We start from the raw sequence: 20766 nt of genomic DNA, 5'->3' as shown, positions 1-20766 counted from the left end.
CTATGGCGAAAATTTATATCAGCCTTGGATCGAATGTGAACAAAGCGTACTATATTCGTCAAGCATTAGTAACGTTGAAAAAATATTTTGCCAGCCTTGAGCACTCAAGTGTGTTTGAAAGTGAAGCTGTTGGTTTCTCTGGCAACAATTTTTATAACTCAGTAGTAGGTGCAGATACGGATATTCCACTTGAGCAGTTATGCATGCTATTAAAAAATATTGAACGAGATAATGGCCGTACAGCAAGCGATAAAAAATTTAGCCCGCGGACACTCGATTTAGATTTACTGTTTTATGATGACCTTATTTGCGACACGCCCGCGCAATTACCACGAGATGAAATAACAAAAAATGCATTTGTGTTGCAACCATTGGCACAAATAGCCCCCGATTTTTATCACCCAGTTGCCAAGCAAACGATTGCCCAGCTATGGCGTGATTACAATAACCCGAATCAGAAACTATGGAAGGTGGAGTTTACTAACCCATGAGTATTATAGAAATTATCGTTTTAGCCCTGATCCAAGGATTGACTGAGTTTTTACCTATTTCAAGCTCAGCTCATTTGATTCTACCTTCACAACTTTTAGGCTGGCAAGATCAAGGCTTAGCATTTGATGTCGCAGTACATGTTGGTACATTAATCGCTGTTGTCATTTATTTTAGAAAAGAAGTTGTGGATATACTTGGTGCGTGGTTTAAATCGTTTGGCGCACAAGGTGCAACAGATGACAGTAAACTAGGCTGGTGGATTATTTTAGGTACTATTCCAGCAGCTGTACTTGGATTAATTTTTAAAGATTTGATTGAGCTTTATTTACGCAGTGCATGGGTCATTGCTGTAACAACAATTCTTTTTGGCCTTTTGCTTTGGTATGCCGATGTAAAAGGTAAACAAACTAAAACTATCTATCAATTAAACTGGAAATCAGCATTAATGATTGGCATGGCACAGGCAATGGCAATGATCCCTGGTACATCGCGCTCTGGTATCACCATGACGGCAGGTTTAATGCTGGGTATGAATAAGCAAAGCGCCGCACGTTTTTCATTTTTACTGGCCATTCCTGTTATTTCTATGATGGGTCTTTATTACACTATTGAACTTGCATTGGGCGATCATATTGTTGATTGGACTACGTTAATTCTAGGTGCAGGTTTATCTTTTATTTCGGCTTATGCCTGTATCTTCTTCTTCTTGAAAATCATTGAACGTATGGGCATGATGCCATTCGTTATTTATCGTTTATTACTAGGTATTGGTTTAATTGTATTTTTAATGATTTAGGCAGTTATGCAATACAAATAAAAACGCCTTAGCTTACTGAACTAAGGCGTTTTTTTGTTATTAGCTAACTACAAATTTAGAAAGTGTATTTAGCGCATAACGATAAGAGGCGGCCTTTTAGAACAAAAACTGACCTTCATTGTAAGAATGGATACTTGGTAGCTTATTGTTGCATGTGTTATGAATAACAGCTTGACGCGAGAACACCATTATAAAATAGTTTTTATCTATTAAATCAACTATAAAAGTTAATGTCGTTTATTTGAGTGGGCGTTAATTTTATACAAAAAACGATGCTAGTTTTTTATCATCAAAACAAATGCGCTGGAACTTTTTGCAATTAGTAACTTAATTAGCTGCTTTTTAGCAAAACTGTAATGCGATATGGCAATGGTAACTAGGGGCTAATTTTGGCATTATGGCGGGTAATAAAAACAATGCTGCTTTTAACTCACGCAGCAAAGGAATAAACATGCATATTCATATTTTGGGTATTTGCGGTACCTTTATGGGAGGGATTGCCGCAATAGCTAAATCATTAGGTCACACCGTTACAGGATCTGATCAACACGTATACCCACCAATGAGTACCCAACTTGAAGAGCTTGGTATCACACTTACTCAAGGTTATGAGGTTTCTCAACTAGAGCCTGCGCCAGATATGGTGGTCATTGGGAATGCAATGAGCAGAGGAAACCCGTGTGTAGAGTATGTATTAGATAAAGGTTTGCCTTATACCTCTGGCCCTGAATGGTTAAAGCATAACTTACTACAGGATTCTTGGGTGCTAGCTGTTGCGGGCACTCATGGTAAAACCACCACTGCAAGTATGCTTGCTTGGATACTTGAATACGCAGGTCTAAAACCAGGATTTTTAATTGGTGGTATTGTACAAAACTTTGGTTTATCCGCCCGTGTAGGGGAAACCCCTTTTTTTGTTATTGAGGCCGATGAATACGACACTGCTTTTTTTGATAAACGCAGTAAGTTTGTTCATTACCTCCCGCGTACGTTAATTTTAAATAACTTAGAATTTGATCACGCAGATATTTTTGACGATTTAAATGCGATAAAAAAACAATTTCATCATTTGATGCGTACACTGCCAAGTACTGGCAAAGTAATATGGCCATCAGATGAGAAGGCATTAAATGAGGTCATTGAACAAGGCTGTTGGAGTGAAAGCGAAACACTAGGCGGTGATTGGGGTTATAACTTACTTAAGCCTGACGGCAGTGAATTTAGTGTTTTGCTTAATGGCGAGTCGATAGGTACGGTTCAGTGGCAAGCAATTGGTGTACATAATGTTAAAAATGCGCTTATGGCAATTGCTGCAGCGCGTCACGTGGGTATTGCTATAGAGCATAGTATTGCTGCATTGGCTGAGTTTATCAGCCCAAAAAGACGAATGGAGCTTAAAGCTGATATTGCCAATATTAAGGTGTATGATGATTTTGCTCACCACCCCACGGCTATTAAAACAACCCTTGCTGGCTTGCGCGCGAAAGTAGGGAATGAAAAAATTATCGCCATTTTAGAGCCTCGTTCTAATACCATGAAAATGGGAGTTCATCAGCATACCTTACTCGCTTCATTAGCCGATGCAGATGAAGTCTATTTATTTGAACCTGCAAACTTAAGTTGGTCTTTGCGCGAGCAAGCCCAGCAAGCGGGCATGAATTGTTTAACCAGTACTGACGAAATACTGACTAAAGTAATAAATCAAGTTCAGCCGCAACAACATATTTTAATTATGAGTAATGGCGGCTTTAATGGGTTACATGAACAATTAATTAGCGCATTAAGTAACAAATTTCATTAATTTAAAAGTGAGAGCGCACGTGCAATATAAAGATACTATCACCCTCGCATTTAGCGGGGCGTCCGGTGCACCCTATGGCTTACGATTGTTAGAAGTACTGCTAGCACAGCAGTTTAAAGTATTTGTGTTAATTTCTAGCGCAGCCAGAGTCGTGCTTGATACTGAATCAAACATTAAACTCTCCGCGAATGAAGATAAAGCCACCGAGCAGCTATGTGGGCTTTTTAATGCCTCACCTGAGCAGCTTCAAGTTTTTGGTAAAGATAACTGGTTTAGTCCGGTTGCGTCAGGCTCAGCGGCGCCGAAAAAAATGATTGTTTGCCCATGTAGCGCAGGCTCTGTTTCTGCAATTGCTGTGGGTGCGTCTGATAACCTATTAGAGCGAGCAGCTGACGTCGTTATTAAAGAGCGCGGGCAGCTTATTTTAGTACCTCGAGAAACACCATTTAGCGAAATTCATCTTGAGAATATGCTAAAGCTAGCCCGCCTTGGTGTCACTATTATGCCAGCCGCACCAGGGTTTTATCATCAGCCAGAGTCTATTCGTGATTTAGTCGACTTTATGGTGGCCCGCATTTTAGATCATTTAAACATTGAGCATACCCTCACTAAACGCTGGGGCTATGGGGAAGGTAAACAGTGAGCGAACAAACAATAGCTTTAGATATCAAAGGCCTGAAAAAGGTTTATAAAAATGGCGTTGAAGCCGTTAAAAATATTGATTTACAAGTACAAAAAGGTGATTTCTTTGCCTTACTTGGGCCTAATGGGGCTGGTAAATCAACAACAATAGGGGTGATTTCTTCACTCGTAAATAAAACAGCAGGTCAGGTAGAGGTATTTGGCCATAATATTGATACCCATTTAGAAGCGGCTAAATCTGAGCTTGGCTTAGTTCCGCAAGAGTTTAACTTTAGCCAATTTGAAACTTTGACTCAGATACTAGTAAATCAAGCCGGTTATTATGGCGTACCTCGTAAATTAGCTCATCAGCGTGCTGATAAGTACCTGACTCAGCTTGGCTTACTTGAGAAAAAAGATAAACAAGCACGTACTTTATCGGGTGGTATGAAGCGTCGTTTGATGATCGCCCGCGCATTGATGCATGAACCTAAATTACTTATTTTAGATGAACCCACAGCAGGAGTTGATATTGAACTTCGTCGTTCAATGTGGGAGTTTTTAAGGCAAATAAACAATCAAGGTGTGACGATTATTCTCACCACTCACTACCTTGAAGAGGCCGAGTTACTGTGTAAAAACATCGCGATTATTGATTCGGGTATTATCGTTGAAAACACCACAATAAAAGCTTTATTGGCAAAGCTTGATAAAGAAACTTTTATTCTAGATTTAAAACAGCCAGTGCAACCGGTAACGCTTGAAGGTTATCAATTTTCAATGGTGGATGATCATACCATTGAGGTTGAAGTCGCTAAAGCGCAAGGGTTGAATGCAGTATTTACAGCACTCACAGAACAAGGTAATACAGTTTTGAGTATGCGTAATAAGGCTAACCGTTTAGAAGAGTTATTTGTAGGTTTACTAGAGCAAGGGCGGGACAAGTAGATGTTTAAATACGGCGTAGCCTTAAAAAGTTTATGGATAAAAGAATGTATTCGTTTTTTACGTATTTGGGTGCAAACCTTAGTACCGCCGGCGATAACAATGAGTTTGTATTTCGTTATTTTTGGTAATTTAATCGGTTCCCGCATTGGAGAAATGGGGGGCTTTAGTTATATGGAGTTCATAGTTCCAGGTTTGATTATGATGTCGGTTATAACTAATTCATATTCCAATGTGGCATCAAGCTTTTACTCTACAAAATTCCAAAAGAGTATTGAAGAGCTCCTCGTTGCGCCTGTACCAAACTATATTATTGTACTTGGCTACATGGGTGGCGGGATGACGCGCGGCATGATGGTTGGTTTAATTGTGACGTGCGTATCCTTGTTATTTGTTGATATTCAAATTCATAATATTTTTGTTATTATCGCCACCGTTATTTTAACCTCAGCAGTATTTGCGCTAGGTGGCTTAATAAACGCAATTTATGCCAATAGCTTTGATGATATAAGTATTATCCCTACGTTTGTTTTAACGCCACTAACATATTTAGGTGGGGTGTTTTACTCAATCACCTTGTTGCCTGATTTTTGGCAAGGAGTGTCGCAGGTTAATCCAATTATTTATATGGTTAATGCGTTTAGGTATGGCTTTTTAGGTGTGTCAGATGTCGATTTATCCGTTGCATTTGGTGTGTTGTTTTTATTTATTACGGCTTTGTTTACATTAGCACTGACGCTAATTAAAAAAGGTGTGGGGCTTAGACACTGATGAGTGATGCAAATTCACGTAGTATTGTATCAAACCAAACTGGTTTACATGAAAAGCTGGATGAAATAGTTGGTAAGCATTTAACTGCTGAGTTTAAAAAGCCGATTGCAGCACATACGCAAACAGCTTTCGATCAAGTTAACGAAAAAGTACAGGCCTTTAACGGGCCGCTTATTCTTGATTCATGTTGTGGTGTAGGCGAAAGTACCGCTAACTTAGCTAAGCGCTACCCTGATGCACTTGTGATTGGCATCGATAAGTCATCGCATCGCTTGGATAAACATGACGTTGAGTACAAACAAACAGATTTGGGTCAGTATATGTTGGTGCAGGCCGATTTAAATGACTTTTGGCGTTTAGCTGTGGCGGCTAACTGGCAGCCAACACACCATTATTTACTTTACCCCAACCCTTGGCCTAAAGCTAAGCATATTCAACGGCGTTGGCATGGTGCAGCGATATTCCCTTTTATTGTTAAATTAGGGGGGCGCTTAGAGGTACGCAGTAATTGGGATATTTATGTAAAGGAGTTTGCCCAAGCATTGCAATTAGCTGGGCATACAACGGAGGTTCAATTGTTTGAAAGCGATGAAGCGATTACTCCGTTCGAACGTAAATATTGGGCAAGTGGTCAACAGAGTCACCGACTAGTGATTGACTTGCTTTAAGAAGTTGCTGGTGAGTTGATACGTGAGGAGCTGCACTGGCAAAGTAGTTGCCTTGCATTAAACTCACCTTTGCTTTTATAAGTGCGTTCACGACAGGTTTACTTTCAACGCATTCTGCAATTACCTGCAAATTTAATTGTTTAGCAAAACTAGCGATATGTTCAATATAAAGATATATATCTTTATCATTAATTACTTGGCGTATTAGTGAGCCATCTAATTTAATACCATCGACATCTAATTTTAAGACATTAGAGATATTCGAGTAACCAGTACCAAAATCATCAATAAACACCTTGACGCCACGTTGCTTAACCATATTAATAAATGTTTTTACTTCGGAGAAGTTAGCAATAGCTTCAGTTTCTAAAAGCTCTAGGGTAATGTTACTCGGTTGCGGATAACGTTTTAGTTCGTCGGCTAAAAACTCTGTTAAGCTAGGATCAAGCATGTCCTGTGCTGTGATATTGATACTCCAACAGGTGCTGGTTTTTCTAAATCGTGCAAAGCATTGGCTCAGCATTGCTCTTGTTAACATACCATCCATGCGAGAACGGTTCACGACATTAATAAAGGCATCAGGTAGAAGTATTTCACCTTGCGCTGTGATCATCCGCGCTAAGCACTCATATTGAGTGATAGTGTTGCTACTGTAGTCATAAACTGGCTGAAAGTACGGAACTATACGATTATTTTCAAATGCTTCGCGAACATCTTTGGCCATTTCAACATTGTATTGGTATTGGTTTTTAACATCATGTAGTGCCACAGAGTAGTTTACAACATTAAAGCGCCCTTGCTTTGCTTGCAATGCCGCGATATGGGCGTTCTCAAGTAACACCGCTTTATTACCATTTGCTATACCTGCGCAGAGTGTTATGTAGATAAAAGGGTCTGTGAGTAGGGGAGTACTGCAATTGTAGTTTTGAATAAGCTCACTAAAGCCGGTATGTTCTTCTTCGAAGGGGCCGATCAAGACTATTTTATTGGTTGCTAAGCGAAAAACATCACTGGCAACTGGGCGACGTGAAGCAAAGTGTTCAAGCAGGCTTTTCATCACTTTATCGCCTACTTCAGTGCCGTAGAAACTGTTAATGTCTTCAATTTCATTAACCCAAACCACGGCAACTTGCATATAGTAGGTTGATGCTTTTTTTATGTAATAATCAAGAGCTATATGATTAGCATAACCGCTACTACTATCAGTCGATAAAGCGCGTTTAAGTAAATAGATATAAATGCCTGCTACTAGCAATGCAATAAAAAAGAAAAAGCTCGCTAGCACCGCTGCTTTAGATACGCTTTCGTTAAGTTGCTGATTTAAATCGTAGATGGTGATATCAGCACCGGTTAAATAAGTATTGCCGTTTTTATCTATATAAGGCACAAATATACTTTTGAAGTGTCCCCATTGATCTTTTGATATTTCAAATACTGGTTCGGTAGAGTAAAAGGCACTGACATTAGCTTTAGTCGCTTCAGGATATAAATCAAGAAATTGGGTCACTTTACCGGTGTTTTGGTCATCTTGAGTATAGCTAGATGAACTAAAGTGGACGCTACCTTCTTTTAGCACCATTGAATACACATAAGCAATATTCAGTGCATTGGCAAATTCAGATAATTGGCGACTTTTTTGTTGATAGGTCGTGCGCGTTACAGAGACTCCCGCATTGATTTTATCGTGATAGTCATTGCCCAAAATGTGTTTAACACCCACTGCGGCATTGAGTAAGCGGGCATCGACCTGATGCATAATATCTGCGCGAGTACTGTGATATGTGTAATAAACGTAGCTAGATAAACTAATTAGGAATACCAAAAAACCTGTAATTATCCAGTTTGTCCTTAAACGTGCACTTATCATTTTAGTCCCTTATATATTAACATCGATATTATACAAAAAAACTTGGCAACCACTATAAATATTTAATATGTATGTAAGGTAAAAAATTAATCAATTTATCATTAATTTGTCATGCAATTGTTGGCTTTTATGGCTTAATACGAGACATTTATACTATATTGCAGTAAAGTTAGCGCATTTCGTAGCAACACTGCAGTTTGCTTTATTGATCGAAAGCTATTTTATTTAGGTGTTTGATTGTGAAAAGCTGCATTTACTGGGTATTAAGATGGATCAAAAGCGTTGTGCCGTCGCCTCTAAAGAAACTCTGATGCGTATATTTACTGTGCCAGAAGCACCTGACTCAACCTTGAGTAAAATAGAACTTGAGATTTCGAGTAATTTGGCAGGTTTTTTAAATGAGAATATAGCGGCAATTGAAAAGCCACTGCATGAAATTGAAAAAGACTTTCAATCAGCGGTGATCCCAGAAGATCCAACGTTTGTATCTGCTTATGCGCAAGATATTATGGAGCAATTAGTTGCTCATTCAGTACATACGGCTGCACCGAGTTTTATTGGTCACATGACGTCGGCTTTACCACACTTTGTTTTGCCTTTATCAAAGTTGATGGTGGGGCTTAATCAAAACCTCGTTAAAATTGAAACTTCAAAAGCTTTTACTCCATTAGAACGTCAAGTGCTGGGTATGATGCATCATTTAGCTTATGGCCAAAATGATGCGTTTTATAGTAAGTGGATGCACAGTGCAAAAACGTCTTTAGGTGCATTTTGCTCTGGTGGCACTGTGGCTAATATTACCGCTTTGTGGATAGCTCGAAACCGATTACTAAAAGCTGACGGTGAGTTTAAAGGTATTGGTGCGCAAGGTTTAATAAGTGCCATGCTTCATTATGGATATAAAGGCCTTGCTGTACTGGTTTCTGAGCGTGGCCATTATTCGTTAGGTAAATCAGCCGATTTATTGGGGATTGGTCGTGACAATTTTATTGCTATTAAAACAGCCAATAATAATAAAGTTGATATTGCAGCAATGCGCGACAAAGCTAATGAGCTTGAAGCACAAGGCATTAAAGTGATGGCAATTGTAGGGGTCGCTGGTACCACCGAGACTGGCAGTATTGATCCCCTTGATGAAATGGCTGACTTAAGCCAAGAGCTGGGTTGTCATTTTCATGTCGATGCTGCATGGGGCGGAGCCACCTTATTATCAGATACATACCGTGCATTACTTAAAGGTATTGAGCGTGCAGATTCAATCACCATCGATGCCCATAAACAAATGTATGTACCAATGGGGGCGGGGTTGGTGTTATTTAAAGACCCTGCGGCTACGGATGCAATTGAACATCATGCAGAATACATTTTGCGAAAAGGATCAAAAGACTTAGGCAGTCATACGCTTGAGGGAAGCCGTCCTGGTATGGCTATGTTAGTGCATGCTTGCTTACGGGTAATTGGCCGTAAAGGTTATGAAATTTTAATTGATAAAGGGATTGAAAAAGCTCGCTTCTTTGCTGAGCTAATTAAAGCCGATGAAGATTTTGAGCTGATCACTGAGCCTGAGCTATGTTTACTGACATACCGTTATGTACCTAAACAAATCCAGCAAAAAATAGCACAAGCAGACGAACAAACCCGCTTAGATATATACGCATCATTAAACCGTTTCACCGCGAGTATGCAAAAACGGCAACGTGAAGCTGGGCGCTCTTTTGTATCACGTACTCGTCTTACACCGGCAAAGTATGATCACCAACCAACGGTTGTATTTCGAGTGGTACTTGCAAACCCATTGACCTCAGAAGCGATTTTAAAAGATATTTTGGCTGAACAAAGAGAGCTTGCGAAAACGGATCCGCTATTTAAAAAGTTTCTTTCTAAATATATGGGTTAGAGTGGGGCTAGCAGTGCTGGCTCCCACTTTCGTTTTTTAATTAAAACAGCTCGTTTTAATCATTTCACTAATGATTTTTTGTGACGGTTTAATTTTCTCCATTGCTAAAAACTCATCTGGCTGGTGGGCTTGATTAATTGAGCCCGGTCCCATTACGATCGTTTCACAGCCTAGCTGTTGAATAAATGGTGCTTCAGTACAATAATTTACTGCCACCGCCTGCTCCCCTGAAATTTTTTCGGCTAACTTTACTAATGCAGAATCCGTGCTGCCAGTAAATGCTGGGATAGGTTCATGCATGTCTACAACACTGACGGCATCAGGATACTGATTGTTTATATCAGCGGCTATGGCTAACAACATGGCTTGTAGCTCTTGCACACTTAAACCGGGTAGCGGGCGCATATCGATATGCATTTCGCAGCACCCACAAATGCGATTGGCATTGTCGCCACCATGGATATGTCCAAGGTTAAGGGTAGGGTAAGGGATAACAAAATGCTCAACTGAATATTTATTCTTTAATTCTTGCTTTAATACTAAGAGCCTTGAAGTGACTTTGTGCATGACCTCAATAGCGTTTAAACCACGCTCAGGATCAGAGCTGTGGCCTGAACGACCTATTACTCTAATGGCTGTACTCATATGTCCTTTATGAGTAAATACCGGGGTCATATCCGTAGGTTCACCAATAATACAGCGCGCAGGCTTTAAGTTTGGGTGTTGGCAAATTTGTTGTGCCCCGGCCATGGTTGTTTCTTCATCAGCGGTCGCTAAAATTAATATAGGTTGGTTTTGCTCACTATCATCCAGCTCGCTAATCGCTTGCAAAACGAAGGCAAAAAAACCTTTCATATCAATACTACCTAAACCAAAAAGTTTATTGTCATGTTCGCTTAACTTAAACGGATCATAATTCCAACGGCTATCATCAAAAGGGACCGTATCTGTGTGGCCGGCAAGCATTAAACCGCCATCGCCTTTGCCACGCTTTGCTAATAAGTTAAAGCGACCTTTTGGTCCTGAAAGTTCGGTTATTTCACAGTCAAACCCAAGCTCTTTGCACCAATTAGCAAGCAAGTCGATAACGCCCTTATTACTCATAGATAGCGACTCGTCCATGGCACTGATAGAAGGCGCAGCAATTAATTGCTGGTACATAGATAAAAAAGACGGTAAAGGCATAAAAAAATCCAAAATAATTATTCATTCTAATTGCATAACAATATAAAAGTATTTATGATGAATATCAATTCACTTTTTAAGCATAAATATATTTAAGTAGAGCTATGTTCATTATACGACGATAACTAAATTTCATTCCTAAATATAGTGCTCCTGCTGGCACTTAAAACCTATATGTATAACAGTATTAATGATTAAAAGAGTATCGAATGAAAGTAGTAATTATTGGCGCAAGTGGTTATAGCGGTGCTGAGTTAGCCAGCTTAATAGTTAAGCACCCAGAATTAACTTTAACGGGTTGTTATATCTCTGAGCAAAGCTTAGATAAAGGTAAATTGTTAAGTGAGTTATACCCAGAGCATTTAGGGCTTCTAGATACTCCTTTATTACCTCTTAGTGAAAGTGCTTATAAAGATATTGGCAACAGTGCTGACTTTGTTTGTTTATGTACAGATCACAAGGTCAGTGTTGACTTAGCGCCGCGCTTTTTAGCTATGGGCAAAAAGGTATTTGATTTATCCGGTGGTTACCGTTTAAGTAGTAATGAAGATTACCAAACCTATTATGGCTTCGAACACCAGCACACAGACTTATTAGCCCAAGCAGCTTATGGCTTAGCTGAATGGAATGGCGAAGCAATTAAAGCGGCGCAACTTGTTGCGGTTGCGGGTTGTTACCCCACGGCAGCATTGAATGCATTAAAGCCATTACAGCAAGCCAATCTATTAGCAGAGCAACCCGTCATTATAAATGCTGTATCAGGTGTAACAGGCGCTGGGCGTAAAGCAAGTGTCGGCACGCATTTTTGTGAGGTATCGCTAGCTCCTTATGGCTTATTTACTCACAGGCACAGCCCCGAAATAGAACAGCATTTAGGCCATAAAGTATTATTTACACCGCACTTGGGCAATTTTCCCCGCGGTATTTTAGAAACTATCTATGTGCAGTTAAAAGTAGGTGTAACACCAGAACAAGTAACTCAAGCTTACCAGGTACTTGCTGATGAGCCCCTGATTCGGTTACTAGGCAATAAAATTCCGTCTATCAAAGGCGTTGCTAAGCAGCCGTATGTTGATATTGCATGGCAACAACAAGGTGAGCAACTGATAGTTATGGCTGCTATTGATAACTTATTAAAAGGTGCTGCTGGTCAAGCGTTGCAATGTATTAATTTAGTTATGGGGTTACCTCATAGCACTGGTTTAAAAGGGTAGTTGAGTAATGCAAACATGGGTTATTAAGTTAGGTGGTGCGGTACTTAATACTGAAGATGCCGCAAAAGCGTTGTTTGCTGCGCTTGCATCACAAACTCAAGCGCAATACGTGATTGTGCACGGTGGTGGTGCACTAGTAGATAGTTGGTTAAAAGAAGCTGGTTTTGCCAGTGCTAAACACCAAGGGTTGCGTATTAGCCCGAAAGAACAAATGCCGTATATTGTCGGTGCACTCGCCGGTTGTGCTAATAAACAGTTAATGAGTCAAGCAATTGTTGCAGGGCATAAGCCTGTGGGCCTTAGTTTATATGAAGCCGGTATTATTTCTTCTCAGAAATTAAAAGCATTGGGTCAAGTTGGCCAATGTGAAAGTGGTGTGCCAAGCGTTTTACCTGAGTTACTAAAATTGGGCCGTTTACCACTTGTCAGTTCGATTGGATTTGGCGAAGACGGCCTTTGGTATAACGTAAATGCAGATGAAGCGGCTGCTGCAATAGCAAAAGAGCTTGATGCTGAAATTATTTTTATGACTGATGTTGAAGCGGTGCTTGATGCAAATAAGCAACCGTTACATCAACTTGACACAAATCAGATCAATACTTTAATTACAGAAGGAGTCATTGTGGGCGGGATGGAGGTCAAAGTTAAGACCAGTCTTCACGCTGCCCAACATTTACGACGAGGTGTGTATATTTCGAGCTGGCAAAAGCCAGATAATTTAATTGCTTTACTTAACGGTGAGCACGTCGGAACAAAAATTACACCATAGGTATACTATGTTTAATCATTTTTTATCGGGTCTTGAATTAGACCAAAAAGGCGCACTTAAGTTACTTAATTTAGCGCAAAAAATTAAAGCAAACCCTGCTGATTTTAGCCAAGCGCTCGCAGGGAAATCCGTTGTTACATTATTTGAAAAGCCTAGCTTACGAACGCGTTTATCGTTCGATATTGGCATTAACAAGCTAGGTGGTCACGCGGTTTATCTTGATTCACAAAATGGGGCCATGGGCGCCCGTGAATCAGTAAAAGACTTTGCTTTAAATATTGCCAGCTGGGCGGATGGAATTGTGGCTCGTGTTTATCAGCACAAAACTCTAACAACACTGGCTGAATTTTCCAGTGTACCAGTGGTCAACAGCTTGTGTGATTTATATCACCCATGCCAAGCCTTGGCTGACTTTTTAACCTTACAAGAAGTGTATGGTGATGTTAGTCAATTAAAATTAGCGTATTTAGGTGAAGGTAACAATGTTACACATTCACTCATGTTGCTTGCAGCAACATTGGGTACTGACTTTGTTGCGGTTTGTCCGAAAGGAAGTTCACCTGACTCTCAAATATTAAAGCAAGCAGAGCAAATTGCTGCTATGAATGGTGCTTCTGTGATGGTCAGTGACCGTGTTGAAGCTGCTGTGGGTGCGAATGTTGTTTATGCCGATACCTGGGTATCAATGGGCGATGACACTCCGCTTGAACAAGTTAAAGAAAAGTATATGCCGTATCAGTTAAATGCCGCATTACTGGAGCAAACAGGAGCAGATACTGTATTGCACTGTCAGCCTGCGCACCGTGAGTTTGAAATTACCTCAGAGGTAATGGATGGCCCAGCATCAAAAATTATACAGCAAGCAGAAAACCGTATGCATGCGCAAAACGCACTGCTTGTTACATTATTAAATCCAAATTTTGTTTAAGGAATACCTGTGAGTTCAATTAAAAAAGTCGTATTAGCTTATTCTGGTGGTTTAGATACATCGGCTATCGTGCCATGGTTAAAAGAAAACTACGGTTGTGAAGTTATCGCGTTCGTGGCTGATGTAGGTCAAGGCGCTGAGGAACTTGAAGGCGTAGAAGAAAAAGCTATCGCATCAGGCGCATCAGAGTGTTATGTGGTTGACTTAAAAGATGAGATGGTAAGTGATTACATTTACCCGACGCTGAAAACCGGTTCAATCTACGAAGGCACTTATTTACTCGGTACTTCAATGGCACGTCCGATTATCGCTAAAGCACAGGTTGAAATTGCCCGTAAAGTAGGTGCTGATGCATTGTCTCATGGTTGTACAGGTAAAGGTAATGACCAAGTTCGTTTTGAGTCGTGCTTTGCAGCCCTTGCACCTGATTTAAAAGTCATAGCGCCTTGGCGTGAATGGGACTTATCAAGCCGTGAATCGCTATTAGATTACTTAGCTGAGCGTGATATCCCATGCTCAGCATCAGCAACTAAAATTTACAGTCGTGATGCAAACGCATGGCATATTTCTCATGAAGGTGGTGAGCTTGAAGATCCATGGTGTCAACCAAGTGATCAAGTTTGGACCTGGACTAATTCGCCTGAGCAAGCACCGAATGAGCCAGAGTTAGTGACGTTAAATGTTGTTGAAGGTGAAGTTGTTTCGGTTAATGGCGAGCAACTAAAACCTTACGACTGTTTAGTTAAATTAAATGATATTGCTGCACCACACGGTGTTGGGCGGGTTGATATTGTTGAAAATCGTTTAGTAGGTATGAAGTCACGTGGCTGTTATGAAACACCAGGTGGCACCGTGATCATGGCTGCACTACAAGCAATTGATGAGTTAGTGCTTGATAAATCAAGCCGTAAATGGAAAGAAGTTCTGGGCGGTGAGTTTTCACACCTAGTTTATGATGGTCGTTGGTTCACACCGCTTAAAGACTCAATCTTAGCGGGCGCCGAAGCGTTATCAACACTGGCTACGGGTGAAGTTGTTCTTAAGCTTTATAAAGGGCAAGTCACTGCGGTTCAGAAGAAGTCACCAAATAGTTTATATAGCGAAGACTTCGCAACCTTTGGTGAAGATGATGTGTATGACCAATCGCATGCTGAAGGGTTTATTCGTTTGTTCTCGCTTTCAAGCAGAATTTCGGCATTAGCGAAGAAGTAATTTAATACGCCCCGTTACCGCGGGGCAGTTTCAGGGTTTGGAGATATTTCATGGCATTATGGGGCGGACGTTTTTCTACGGGTCCAGATGAAGCGTTTAAACAATTTAACGATTCACTTCCCTTCGATTATCAATTAGCAGAGCAAGACATTATTGGCTCTGTGGCGTGGGCTGGTGCCCTTAAGCAAGTTGATGTACTAACGAGTAGCGAGTATGAATCGCTTGTTGCAGCATTATATGAATTACTCGATGAAGTAAAAGCGGACCCACAAGCTGTGGCGACGTCGGGCGCTGAAGATATTCATTCACATGTTGAAGCAGCACTGATTGAAAAAGTCGGTGATTTAGCTAAAAAACTACATACAGGACGTAGCCGTAACGACCAAGTAGCGACTGACTTTAGATTATGGTGCCGTGATACTGCCGATCACTTACTTGAAGCATTAGGGCAACTTAAAGCTGAGTTTATTGCTCTAGCAGAGCGTGAACTAGGTACTATTTTACCTGGTTACACACATTTGCAGCGTGCTCAACCCCTGTTATTTAGCCATTGGTGTATGGCGTATGTGGAAATGCTGGAACGTGATGAGAGTCGTTTAAGTGACGCTAAAGCACGAATGAATTTTTGTCCATTAGGCAGTGGTGCACTTGCAGGGACTGCGTACCCAATAGATAGGCAAGCCCTTGCCGCGGGGTTAGGTTTTACCGCTGCGACTAAAAATAGCTTAGATTCGGTATCGGATCGCGATTTTGTTGTAGAGCTATTAAGTTGCGCTTCGATTTCAATGATTCACTTATCGCGTATGGCAGAAGACTTGATCTTTTATAACTCAGGTGAAGCTGGGTTTATTGAGTTGGCTGACAACGTGACATCTGGCTCATCTTTAATGCCACAAAAGAAAAACCCTGATGCACTTGAGCTTATTCGTGGTAAAACTGGCCGTGTGTTTGGCTCGTTCAGTGCAATGATGATGACCCTTAAAGCCTTGCCACTTGCTTATAATAAAGATATGCAAGAAGACAAAGAAGGCTTGTTTGATGCAATGCCTACTTGGCTTGCCTGCATTCATATGGCACAAGCATGTATTAAAGGTGTGAAGGTCAATGCTGAGCGCACATTAGCAGCAGCTAAAGGCGGACACTCAAATGCGACTGAATTAGCCGATTACTTAGTTGCCAAAGGTATCCCATTTAGAGAAGGTCACCACATTGTGGGTGTGCTAGTACAAATGGCTATTGCACAAGGTAATAACTTAGAAGATTTAAGTTTAGAACAATTTAAGTCTGTGCATAGTATTTTTGAACAAGATGTATATCCTGTATTAGAAATAGACGCATGTCTCAAAGCGCGTCAAGCACTCGGCGGTACATCTTTAGAGCAAGTGACTAACGCTGTTAAAGATGCGAAAAAAAAACAGCAAATAACAGTACGTGATGCAAATTTAGATGATGTTGAGTCTATTGCTAAGCTTATTCAGCACTGGGCAACCGTAGGTGAAAACTTACCGCGTGCAAAAAGTGATATGGTGCACTCAATTAATGAGTTCGCAGTAACAGAAGTCAACTCTACTGTTGCAGGCTGCGCCTCTTTGTATATTTATGACACCGGCCTAGCTGAAATACGCTCTTTGGGTATCGACCCTGAAACGGGCGTTACAGGGCAAGGTCGACAGTTAGTTGAGCACTTGCTCGCAAAAGCCAAAAAATTGGCGCTCAATCGCATCATTGTATTGACGCGTGTACCAGATTTTTTTGAAAAACAAGGTTTTACATTCTGTACTAAAGAAAGCTTACCGGAAAAGGTAATGAAAGACTGTGAACTTTGTTTACGCAAAGACAATTGTGACGAAGTCGCAATGGAATTTATTTTGAAGCCAAGTCGGAATACGGAGATCCCGTGTAAAAACGTAGCTTAAAATCCCTGGATGTAAAAGACGTACGGTTACCCCTGTGCGTTTTTTTATGGTCTTTTCAACTGGTATGACCTCAACCTTAATTACCTGTAGGAAATAAATAATAGCTCACAAAAGATCGGTGTTTGTTAAAAGTTGGATCATTAATTGCTTTATATTTAACAGATAACTCAGTAAGAGTTTATCTTTGTAATACGCCAAAAAAATATCATAGCGTTATGCAATAAGCACTTAAATAGCTTAAGTAAAATTCAACAATTAATGAAAGGAACACTCTCATGCAAGTTACAGGTAACAGCCAACTGCAAATGCAAGCATACAACTCTATGCAACAATCAAAGCCAGCTTTAGAACAAAGCACTAGCAATAAAACACTACAATCTGATACAGTGTCTATATCTAATGAGGCCTTATTAGCAGCAAGTGGTGAAGCAGAGATTCAGCGTGGTGGCGGTGGCTTATCTACCGATCCTGATCGCCGTAAACCTGCATAAACTGCTAAGTAAGGCTTAGCAAAACGAGATGGTGTATGTATTTTGATTTAACGTCTTTAGGAATCCACTTTGATACGATTATCATATGGGGTTTTCTAATGGCTTGCTTGTACAATTTGTTGCTCAAGTTTACAGTAGAAGACAGAAGTAGTTCACCTCTCGTTATATCTATAATAATGCTGCTCTCTTATGGCTTGAGCTATGAGTTTGTTGATCTAAATGCGGGCATGTATGTTTACCTCATTTGGGTTAAATATGACGTTATTACAATAATTACTCTTCTTGCATCACATAAACTTCTAAAGTTACAATTTACCGCTACCTTAAAATATATATTAGTAGGTTTAACAATAAATACTCTTATATTTTTTGGGATACATGTTGATATTGTTTATCTTAGTAACGCTGAATATTGGTGGTTTTGGAGTTTTTATTCAGTTGGAATAAATGCCGTTGACTTCTTCATGGTCGTGACTCTTATTTTTGGAAAAGATTGGTTGCGAATTGGTAAGTTGTTTTCTAAAAGGAATGAGAAAAAACAAATCAGTAGCTTGAAAAACTGTTAAAGCAGTTTCTGATCTGAATGCAATTCTTCCAAGAGTTTTCTGCAATGTATTTAGCTTCACTGGTTATGTGGAGCTTTCTAATGGCATTTCTTTATAACCTAGTAAAAAAATCGGCGACACCAAATGGTGATAAAACCTTAATGTGGATTTCGCTAACAATCTTTTTTTCCTACTTTTGTTCTGATCCTCTAATGATATTAAGCCTTGGGCTTGATCTCGTTCATAGTCAGGTTACCTATTTGCTTTGGTTTTTCTTTGATTTAATTTGTTTATTGACAATTTTACTTATTTCTAACCGAGCGAGTGTATCTGAGGTACCGGCGAAGCTCTACGTTATGATTGGTTTAACAGTAAATATGCTGTTATTTCTGGGCATGCATATCGACCTCAATTACTTACATCATTATGAACAGTGGTGGTTCTGGAGCTTTTACTCTGTGACTGTCAATTTAATGGATGTGATGATGGTTTTAGCTTTGCTTACTAATAAAGATTTTTTAGGGTTATTGCGAGGCTATGAACATTATACAAGATCAAACAAGCAGTCTAACCTTGTATAATACGATGCTAATAAACGCTAGAAGCGGTATTCCCAGCTGGTTTTAACCGCCGTGTTTGTATCTGAGTCAGTATTTAACTCATCTTTAAACACTGAGCCACTTACCTTCCAAAGTCCGCTAAATATCGCTTGTTGATAGCCAGCCTCAAGTTGTACTCGTTTAAACGAGCCGATTTCTGTTGCCGGAGCTGTAATAAGTGAGTCGCCCTCTAACCAACGTATTTTAGCAAAGCCTGCGTAACCATTCATTGTGTGGTATTGCGCGCCTATAACTGCAGATTTACTGTTATAAGGTGTTGAGCTGCCTATTAAACGGTCTTTATGAGTGTAGCCTGCGCTAAGACTGGTTAGCGTATCGTTGCCGTATGTGCAATCGATAGCTGTAACGCACTCTTGCTGAGTATTGGTATACTCAAAATAGGTTTTAAGTAAACGCTTTTGGTCGCCAAAAAAGCTTTCAATGCCCACAGTATAAAATGGGTCACTCGGGGTAAAGCCGCTGTCATTACGGCCCATTACCTCAGCATAAAACCCAACGGGCTGCCCTGCTATTTGCGTAGAATATTTGGCATCTAGGCTAGTCAGTTGCTGCTTTTTAGTCTCAGTTTCTAGGGTCGTAGGCTCAACAAATGAACTAGTTAAGAAATCTGACCCCGATGTACTGAACGCAATCTCAAATCCAGGTAATGGTGTGCTGGCAAAACGCATTGCCCAATAATCACCTTCATCATTAGTGGTAAGAGTCGGTTTTTGTTTCGCGTAAATACCGGTAAGTTGCCAGTTACCAATAAATGAAAAAAAGCTCGGTCCATCGTATTGCGTATTAGCACGGTTAACTCTCACACCTTTCATTGGTGCAGCGTTATTTGATAGCAGTAGGGCATTATCATTACTTGGTCCCCACCAATGGCTTATTTGCTCTGCGCTAATTGACCAATCGGCAAGCAGTACCGCTAAGTAACTGCCCTGATAATTTGTGTATTTACCATCTAGGGCTTCATCCGCATAGTTAACGCTGACTTTAGCACTGACTCTATTGCCAGTGATCGAGCCATAGCTGTTTACTCCGCTTTTTTGTTGGTCACGGCTGCCAAAACTCTGTTGCAAGCTTGTATCACTATTGTAGTTTACTCTCATGCCAGAGCTGGTCGTTTGTTTGGCATTTGCCAAAGCATGTTTTACATGTTGATAAGCGAATTGACTTTGGCTAGATAACTTAGTTGCATCTAGGTTATTAAGATCGCGAGCTATTCCTTGCCACATCAAGGGGTAGCTATTAATTGGCTGCTTAATAATGCCTTGATTGAAGAGCATTTCAATTGAAGCACGTAAAAGCGGATCATCACTATCAATCCAAGGACCTGCTATGCCGGGGGCAGAAAGCGAGAGTAATGCGGCAAAGCTCGCAAGCTTAGTTAACTTCATCCGTGTAATTTATCCTCTAAAGCTTTAACAACAATTGGGCTGACAAATTCGCTGACATCACCTTTGTGGCGGGCTACTTCCTTAACTAAAGTTGAGGAAATAAATGAATTTTTTTCCGCTGGTGTTAAAAATACACTCTCTAAATCGGGATTTAAACGTCGGTTCATATTAGCCAATTGAAACTCATAATCAAAATCAGAGACCGCACGAATACCTCGAATTAATACATTGGCTTTATGCTCACGAGCTAGATCCGCAAGTAAGCCAGAAAAACCTATAACACTGACATTTTCTATATGATTTAATAGCTTATTTGCAATATCTACACGTTCACCTAAGCTAAAACAAGGCTTTTTACTCGGGTTATGGGCAATAGCGACGATTACCGTATCAAACATTTTCGCTGCACGCTGGATCAGATCTGTGTGCCCGTTAGTGAGTGGATCAAAGGTGCCCGGATAGATTGCTGTAACTTTCATATGCTTTAGCTTCGTGTTATTTTTGCCGCTATATTATCAGTGTTTGCCTTACAGATCAGCCTTCTTAAAGTAATCACTTGTTATTGTTTAACGTTAGTATTATTCAAGGTCGACATTGAATCACTGAGATTTAAGATAGAAAT

At 40.3% G+C, this 20766-nt stretch carries 20 protein-coding genes; 16 read left to right on the top strand and 4 right to left on the bottom strand.

The features are described 5' to 3' along the window. The first annotated feature begins 2 nt into the window (after positions 1-2). The 7 genes from folK to trmB all read left to right on the top strand — a co-directional run bounded on the left by folK (position 3) and on the right by trmB (position 6115). A complete protein-coding gene (folK, locus tag NQT69_RS09345; RefSeq protein WP_256827387.1) occupies positions 3-491 on the top strand; it encodes a 2-amino-4-hydroxy-6-hydroxymethyldihydropteridine diphosphokinase in 489 nt (162 codons plus the stop codon). Beyond that, positions 488-1288 (top strand): undecaprenyl-diphosphate phosphatase, encoded by an 801-nt coding sequence (locus tag NQT69_RS09340; RefSeq protein WP_256827386.1) that lies wholly within the window; start codon positions 488-490, stop codon positions 1286-1288. The genes folK and NQT69_RS09340 overlap by 4 nt, the downstream gene beginning before the upstream one ends. Positions 1289-1760: 472 nt before the next feature. After that, on the top strand, positions 1761-3110 hold the full coding sequence (mpl, locus tag NQT69_RS09335; RefSeq protein ID WP_256827385.1) for a UDP-N-acetylmuramate:L-alanyl-gamma-D-glutamyl-meso-diaminopimelate ligase: 1350 nt from the start codon (positions 1761-1763) through the stop codon (positions 3108-3110). A 19-nt stretch (positions 3111-3129) separates the two neighbouring features. Beyond that, on the top strand, positions 3130-3753 hold the full coding sequence (locus NQT69_RS09330) for a flavin prenyltransferase UbiX (RefSeq protein ID WP_256827384.1): 624 nt from the start codon (positions 3130-3132) through the stop codon (positions 3751-3753). Next, on the top strand, positions 3750-4679 hold the full coding sequence (locus NQT69_RS09325) for an ABC transporter ATP-binding protein (protein WP_256827383.1): 930 nt from the start codon (positions 3750-3752) through the stop codon (positions 4677-4679). Before NQT69_RS09330 ends, NQT69_RS09325 begins: the two co-directional genes overlap by 4 nt. Beyond that, complete coding sequence (locus NQT69_RS09320) at positions 4680-5447, top strand: ABC transporter permease (RefSeq protein ID WP_256827382.1); 768 nt, start codon at positions 4680-4682, stop codon at positions 5445-5447. After that, complete coding sequence (gene trmB / locus NQT69_RS09315; protein ID WP_256827381.1) at positions 5447-6115, top strand: tRNA (guanine(46)-N(7))-methyltransferase TrmB; 669 nt, start codon at positions 5447-5449, stop codon at positions 6113-6115. Before NQT69_RS09320 ends, trmB begins: the two co-directional genes overlap by 1 nt. Here trmB and NQT69_RS09310 read toward each other — a convergent pair. Then, positions 6045-7982 carry a bifunctional diguanylate cyclase/phosphodiesterase gene (locus tag NQT69_RS09310; protein ID WP_256827380.1) on the bottom strand — a complete coding sequence of 646 codons (1938 nt, stop codon included), beginning with the start codon at positions 7980-7982 and terminating at the stop codon, positions 6045-6047. The two genes, trmB and NQT69_RS09310, sit on opposite strands and share 71 nt — an antisense overlap. Positions 7983-8250: 268 nt before the next feature. On the opposite strand from NQT69_RS09310, the gene panP reads away from it, so the two are divergent. Further along, positions 8251-9879 (top strand): pyridoxal-dependent aspartate 1-decarboxylase PanP, encoded by a 1629-nt coding sequence (panP, locus tag NQT69_RS09305; RefSeq protein ID WP_256827379.1) that lies wholly within the window; start codon positions 8251-8253, stop codon positions 9877-9879. A 36-nt stretch (positions 9880-9915) separates the two neighbouring features. On the opposite strand, the gene argE is transcribed toward panP, so the two are convergent. Beyond that, positions 9916-11064, bottom strand: coding sequence for an acetylornithine deacetylase (gene argE, locus NQT69_RS09300; protein ID WP_256827378.1), 1149 nt, complete (start codon positions 11062-11064; stop codon positions 9916-9918). Between the two features lie 209 nt (positions 11065-11273). On the opposite strand from argE, the gene argC reads away from it, so the two are divergent. The 8 genes from argC (at position 11274) to NQT69_RS09260 (ending at position 18720) form a co-directional block, all read left to right on the top strand. Next, entirely contained in the window at positions 11274-12278 is a 1005-nt protein-coding gene (gene argC / locus NQT69_RS09295; protein WP_256827377.1) for an N-acetyl-gamma-glutamyl-phosphate reductase, read from the top strand. A 7-nt stretch (positions 12279-12285) separates the two neighbouring features. Continuing rightward, the gene (gene argB / locus NQT69_RS09290) at positions 12286-13047 is read left to right on the top strand and encodes an acetylglutamate kinase (protein ID WP_256827376.1); all 762 of its coding nucleotides are present in this window, start codon (positions 12286-12288) and stop codon (positions 13045-13047) included. 7 nt (positions 13048-13054) lie between these two features. After that, complete coding sequence (locus tag NQT69_RS09285) at positions 13055-13975, top strand: ornithine carbamoyltransferase (protein WP_256827375.1); 921 nt, start codon at positions 13055-13057, stop codon at positions 13973-13975. Positions 13976-13984: 9 nt separating this feature from the next. Next, on the top strand, positions 13985-15187 hold the full coding sequence (locus NQT69_RS09280) for an argininosuccinate synthase (RefSeq protein WP_256827374.1): 1203 nt from the start codon (positions 13985-13987) through the stop codon (positions 15185-15187). Between the two features lie 50 nt (positions 15188-15237). After that, positions 15238-17103, top strand: coding sequence for an argininosuccinate lyase (gene argH / locus NQT69_RS09275; protein ID WP_256827373.1), 1866 nt, complete (start codon positions 15238-15240; stop codon positions 17101-17103). A gap of 275 nt (positions 17104-17378) precedes the next feature. Further along, complete coding sequence (locus tag NQT69_RS09270) at positions 17379-17594, top strand: hypothetical protein (protein WP_256827372.1); 216 nt, start codon at positions 17379-17381, stop codon at positions 17592-17594. Between the two features lie 35 nt (positions 17595-17629). Then, positions 17630-18160: a hypothetical protein gene (locus tag NQT69_RS09265; RefSeq protein WP_256827371.1), complete on the top strand. Its 531-nt coding sequence runs from the start codon at positions 17630-17632 to the stop codon at positions 18158-18160. 80 nt (positions 18161-18240) lie between these two features. Next, positions 18241-18720, top strand: a complete 480-nt coding sequence (locus tag NQT69_RS09260) for a hypothetical protein (protein WP_256827370.1) — start codon at positions 18241-18243, stop codon at positions 18718-18720. Positions 18721-18737: 17 nt separating this feature from the next. On the opposite strand, the gene NQT69_RS09255 is transcribed toward NQT69_RS09260, so the two are convergent. Beyond that, on the bottom strand, positions 18738-20144 hold the full coding sequence (locus tag NQT69_RS09255) for a capsule assembly Wzi family protein (RefSeq protein WP_256827369.1): 1407 nt from the start codon (positions 20142-20144) through the stop codon (positions 18738-18740). Next, complete coding sequence (coaD, locus tag NQT69_RS09250; protein WP_256827368.1) at positions 20141-20623, bottom strand: pantetheine-phosphate adenylyltransferase; 483 nt, start codon at positions 20621-20623, stop codon at positions 20141-20143. Before coaD ends, NQT69_RS09255 begins: the two co-directional genes overlap by 4 nt. Positions 20624-20766 lie beyond the last annotated feature (143 nt).

Origin of the sequence: Pseudoalteromonas shioyasakiensis, from assembly GCF_024518675.1 — a bacterium.
Lineage (GTDB): Bacteria > Pseudomonadota > Gammaproteobacteria > Enterobacterales > Alteromonadaceae > Pseudoalteromonas > Pseudoalteromonas shioyasakiensis_B.
The sequence above is the reverse complement of the archived record's forward strand: the minus strand, read 5'-3'. Positions and strand labels throughout refer to the sequence as shown.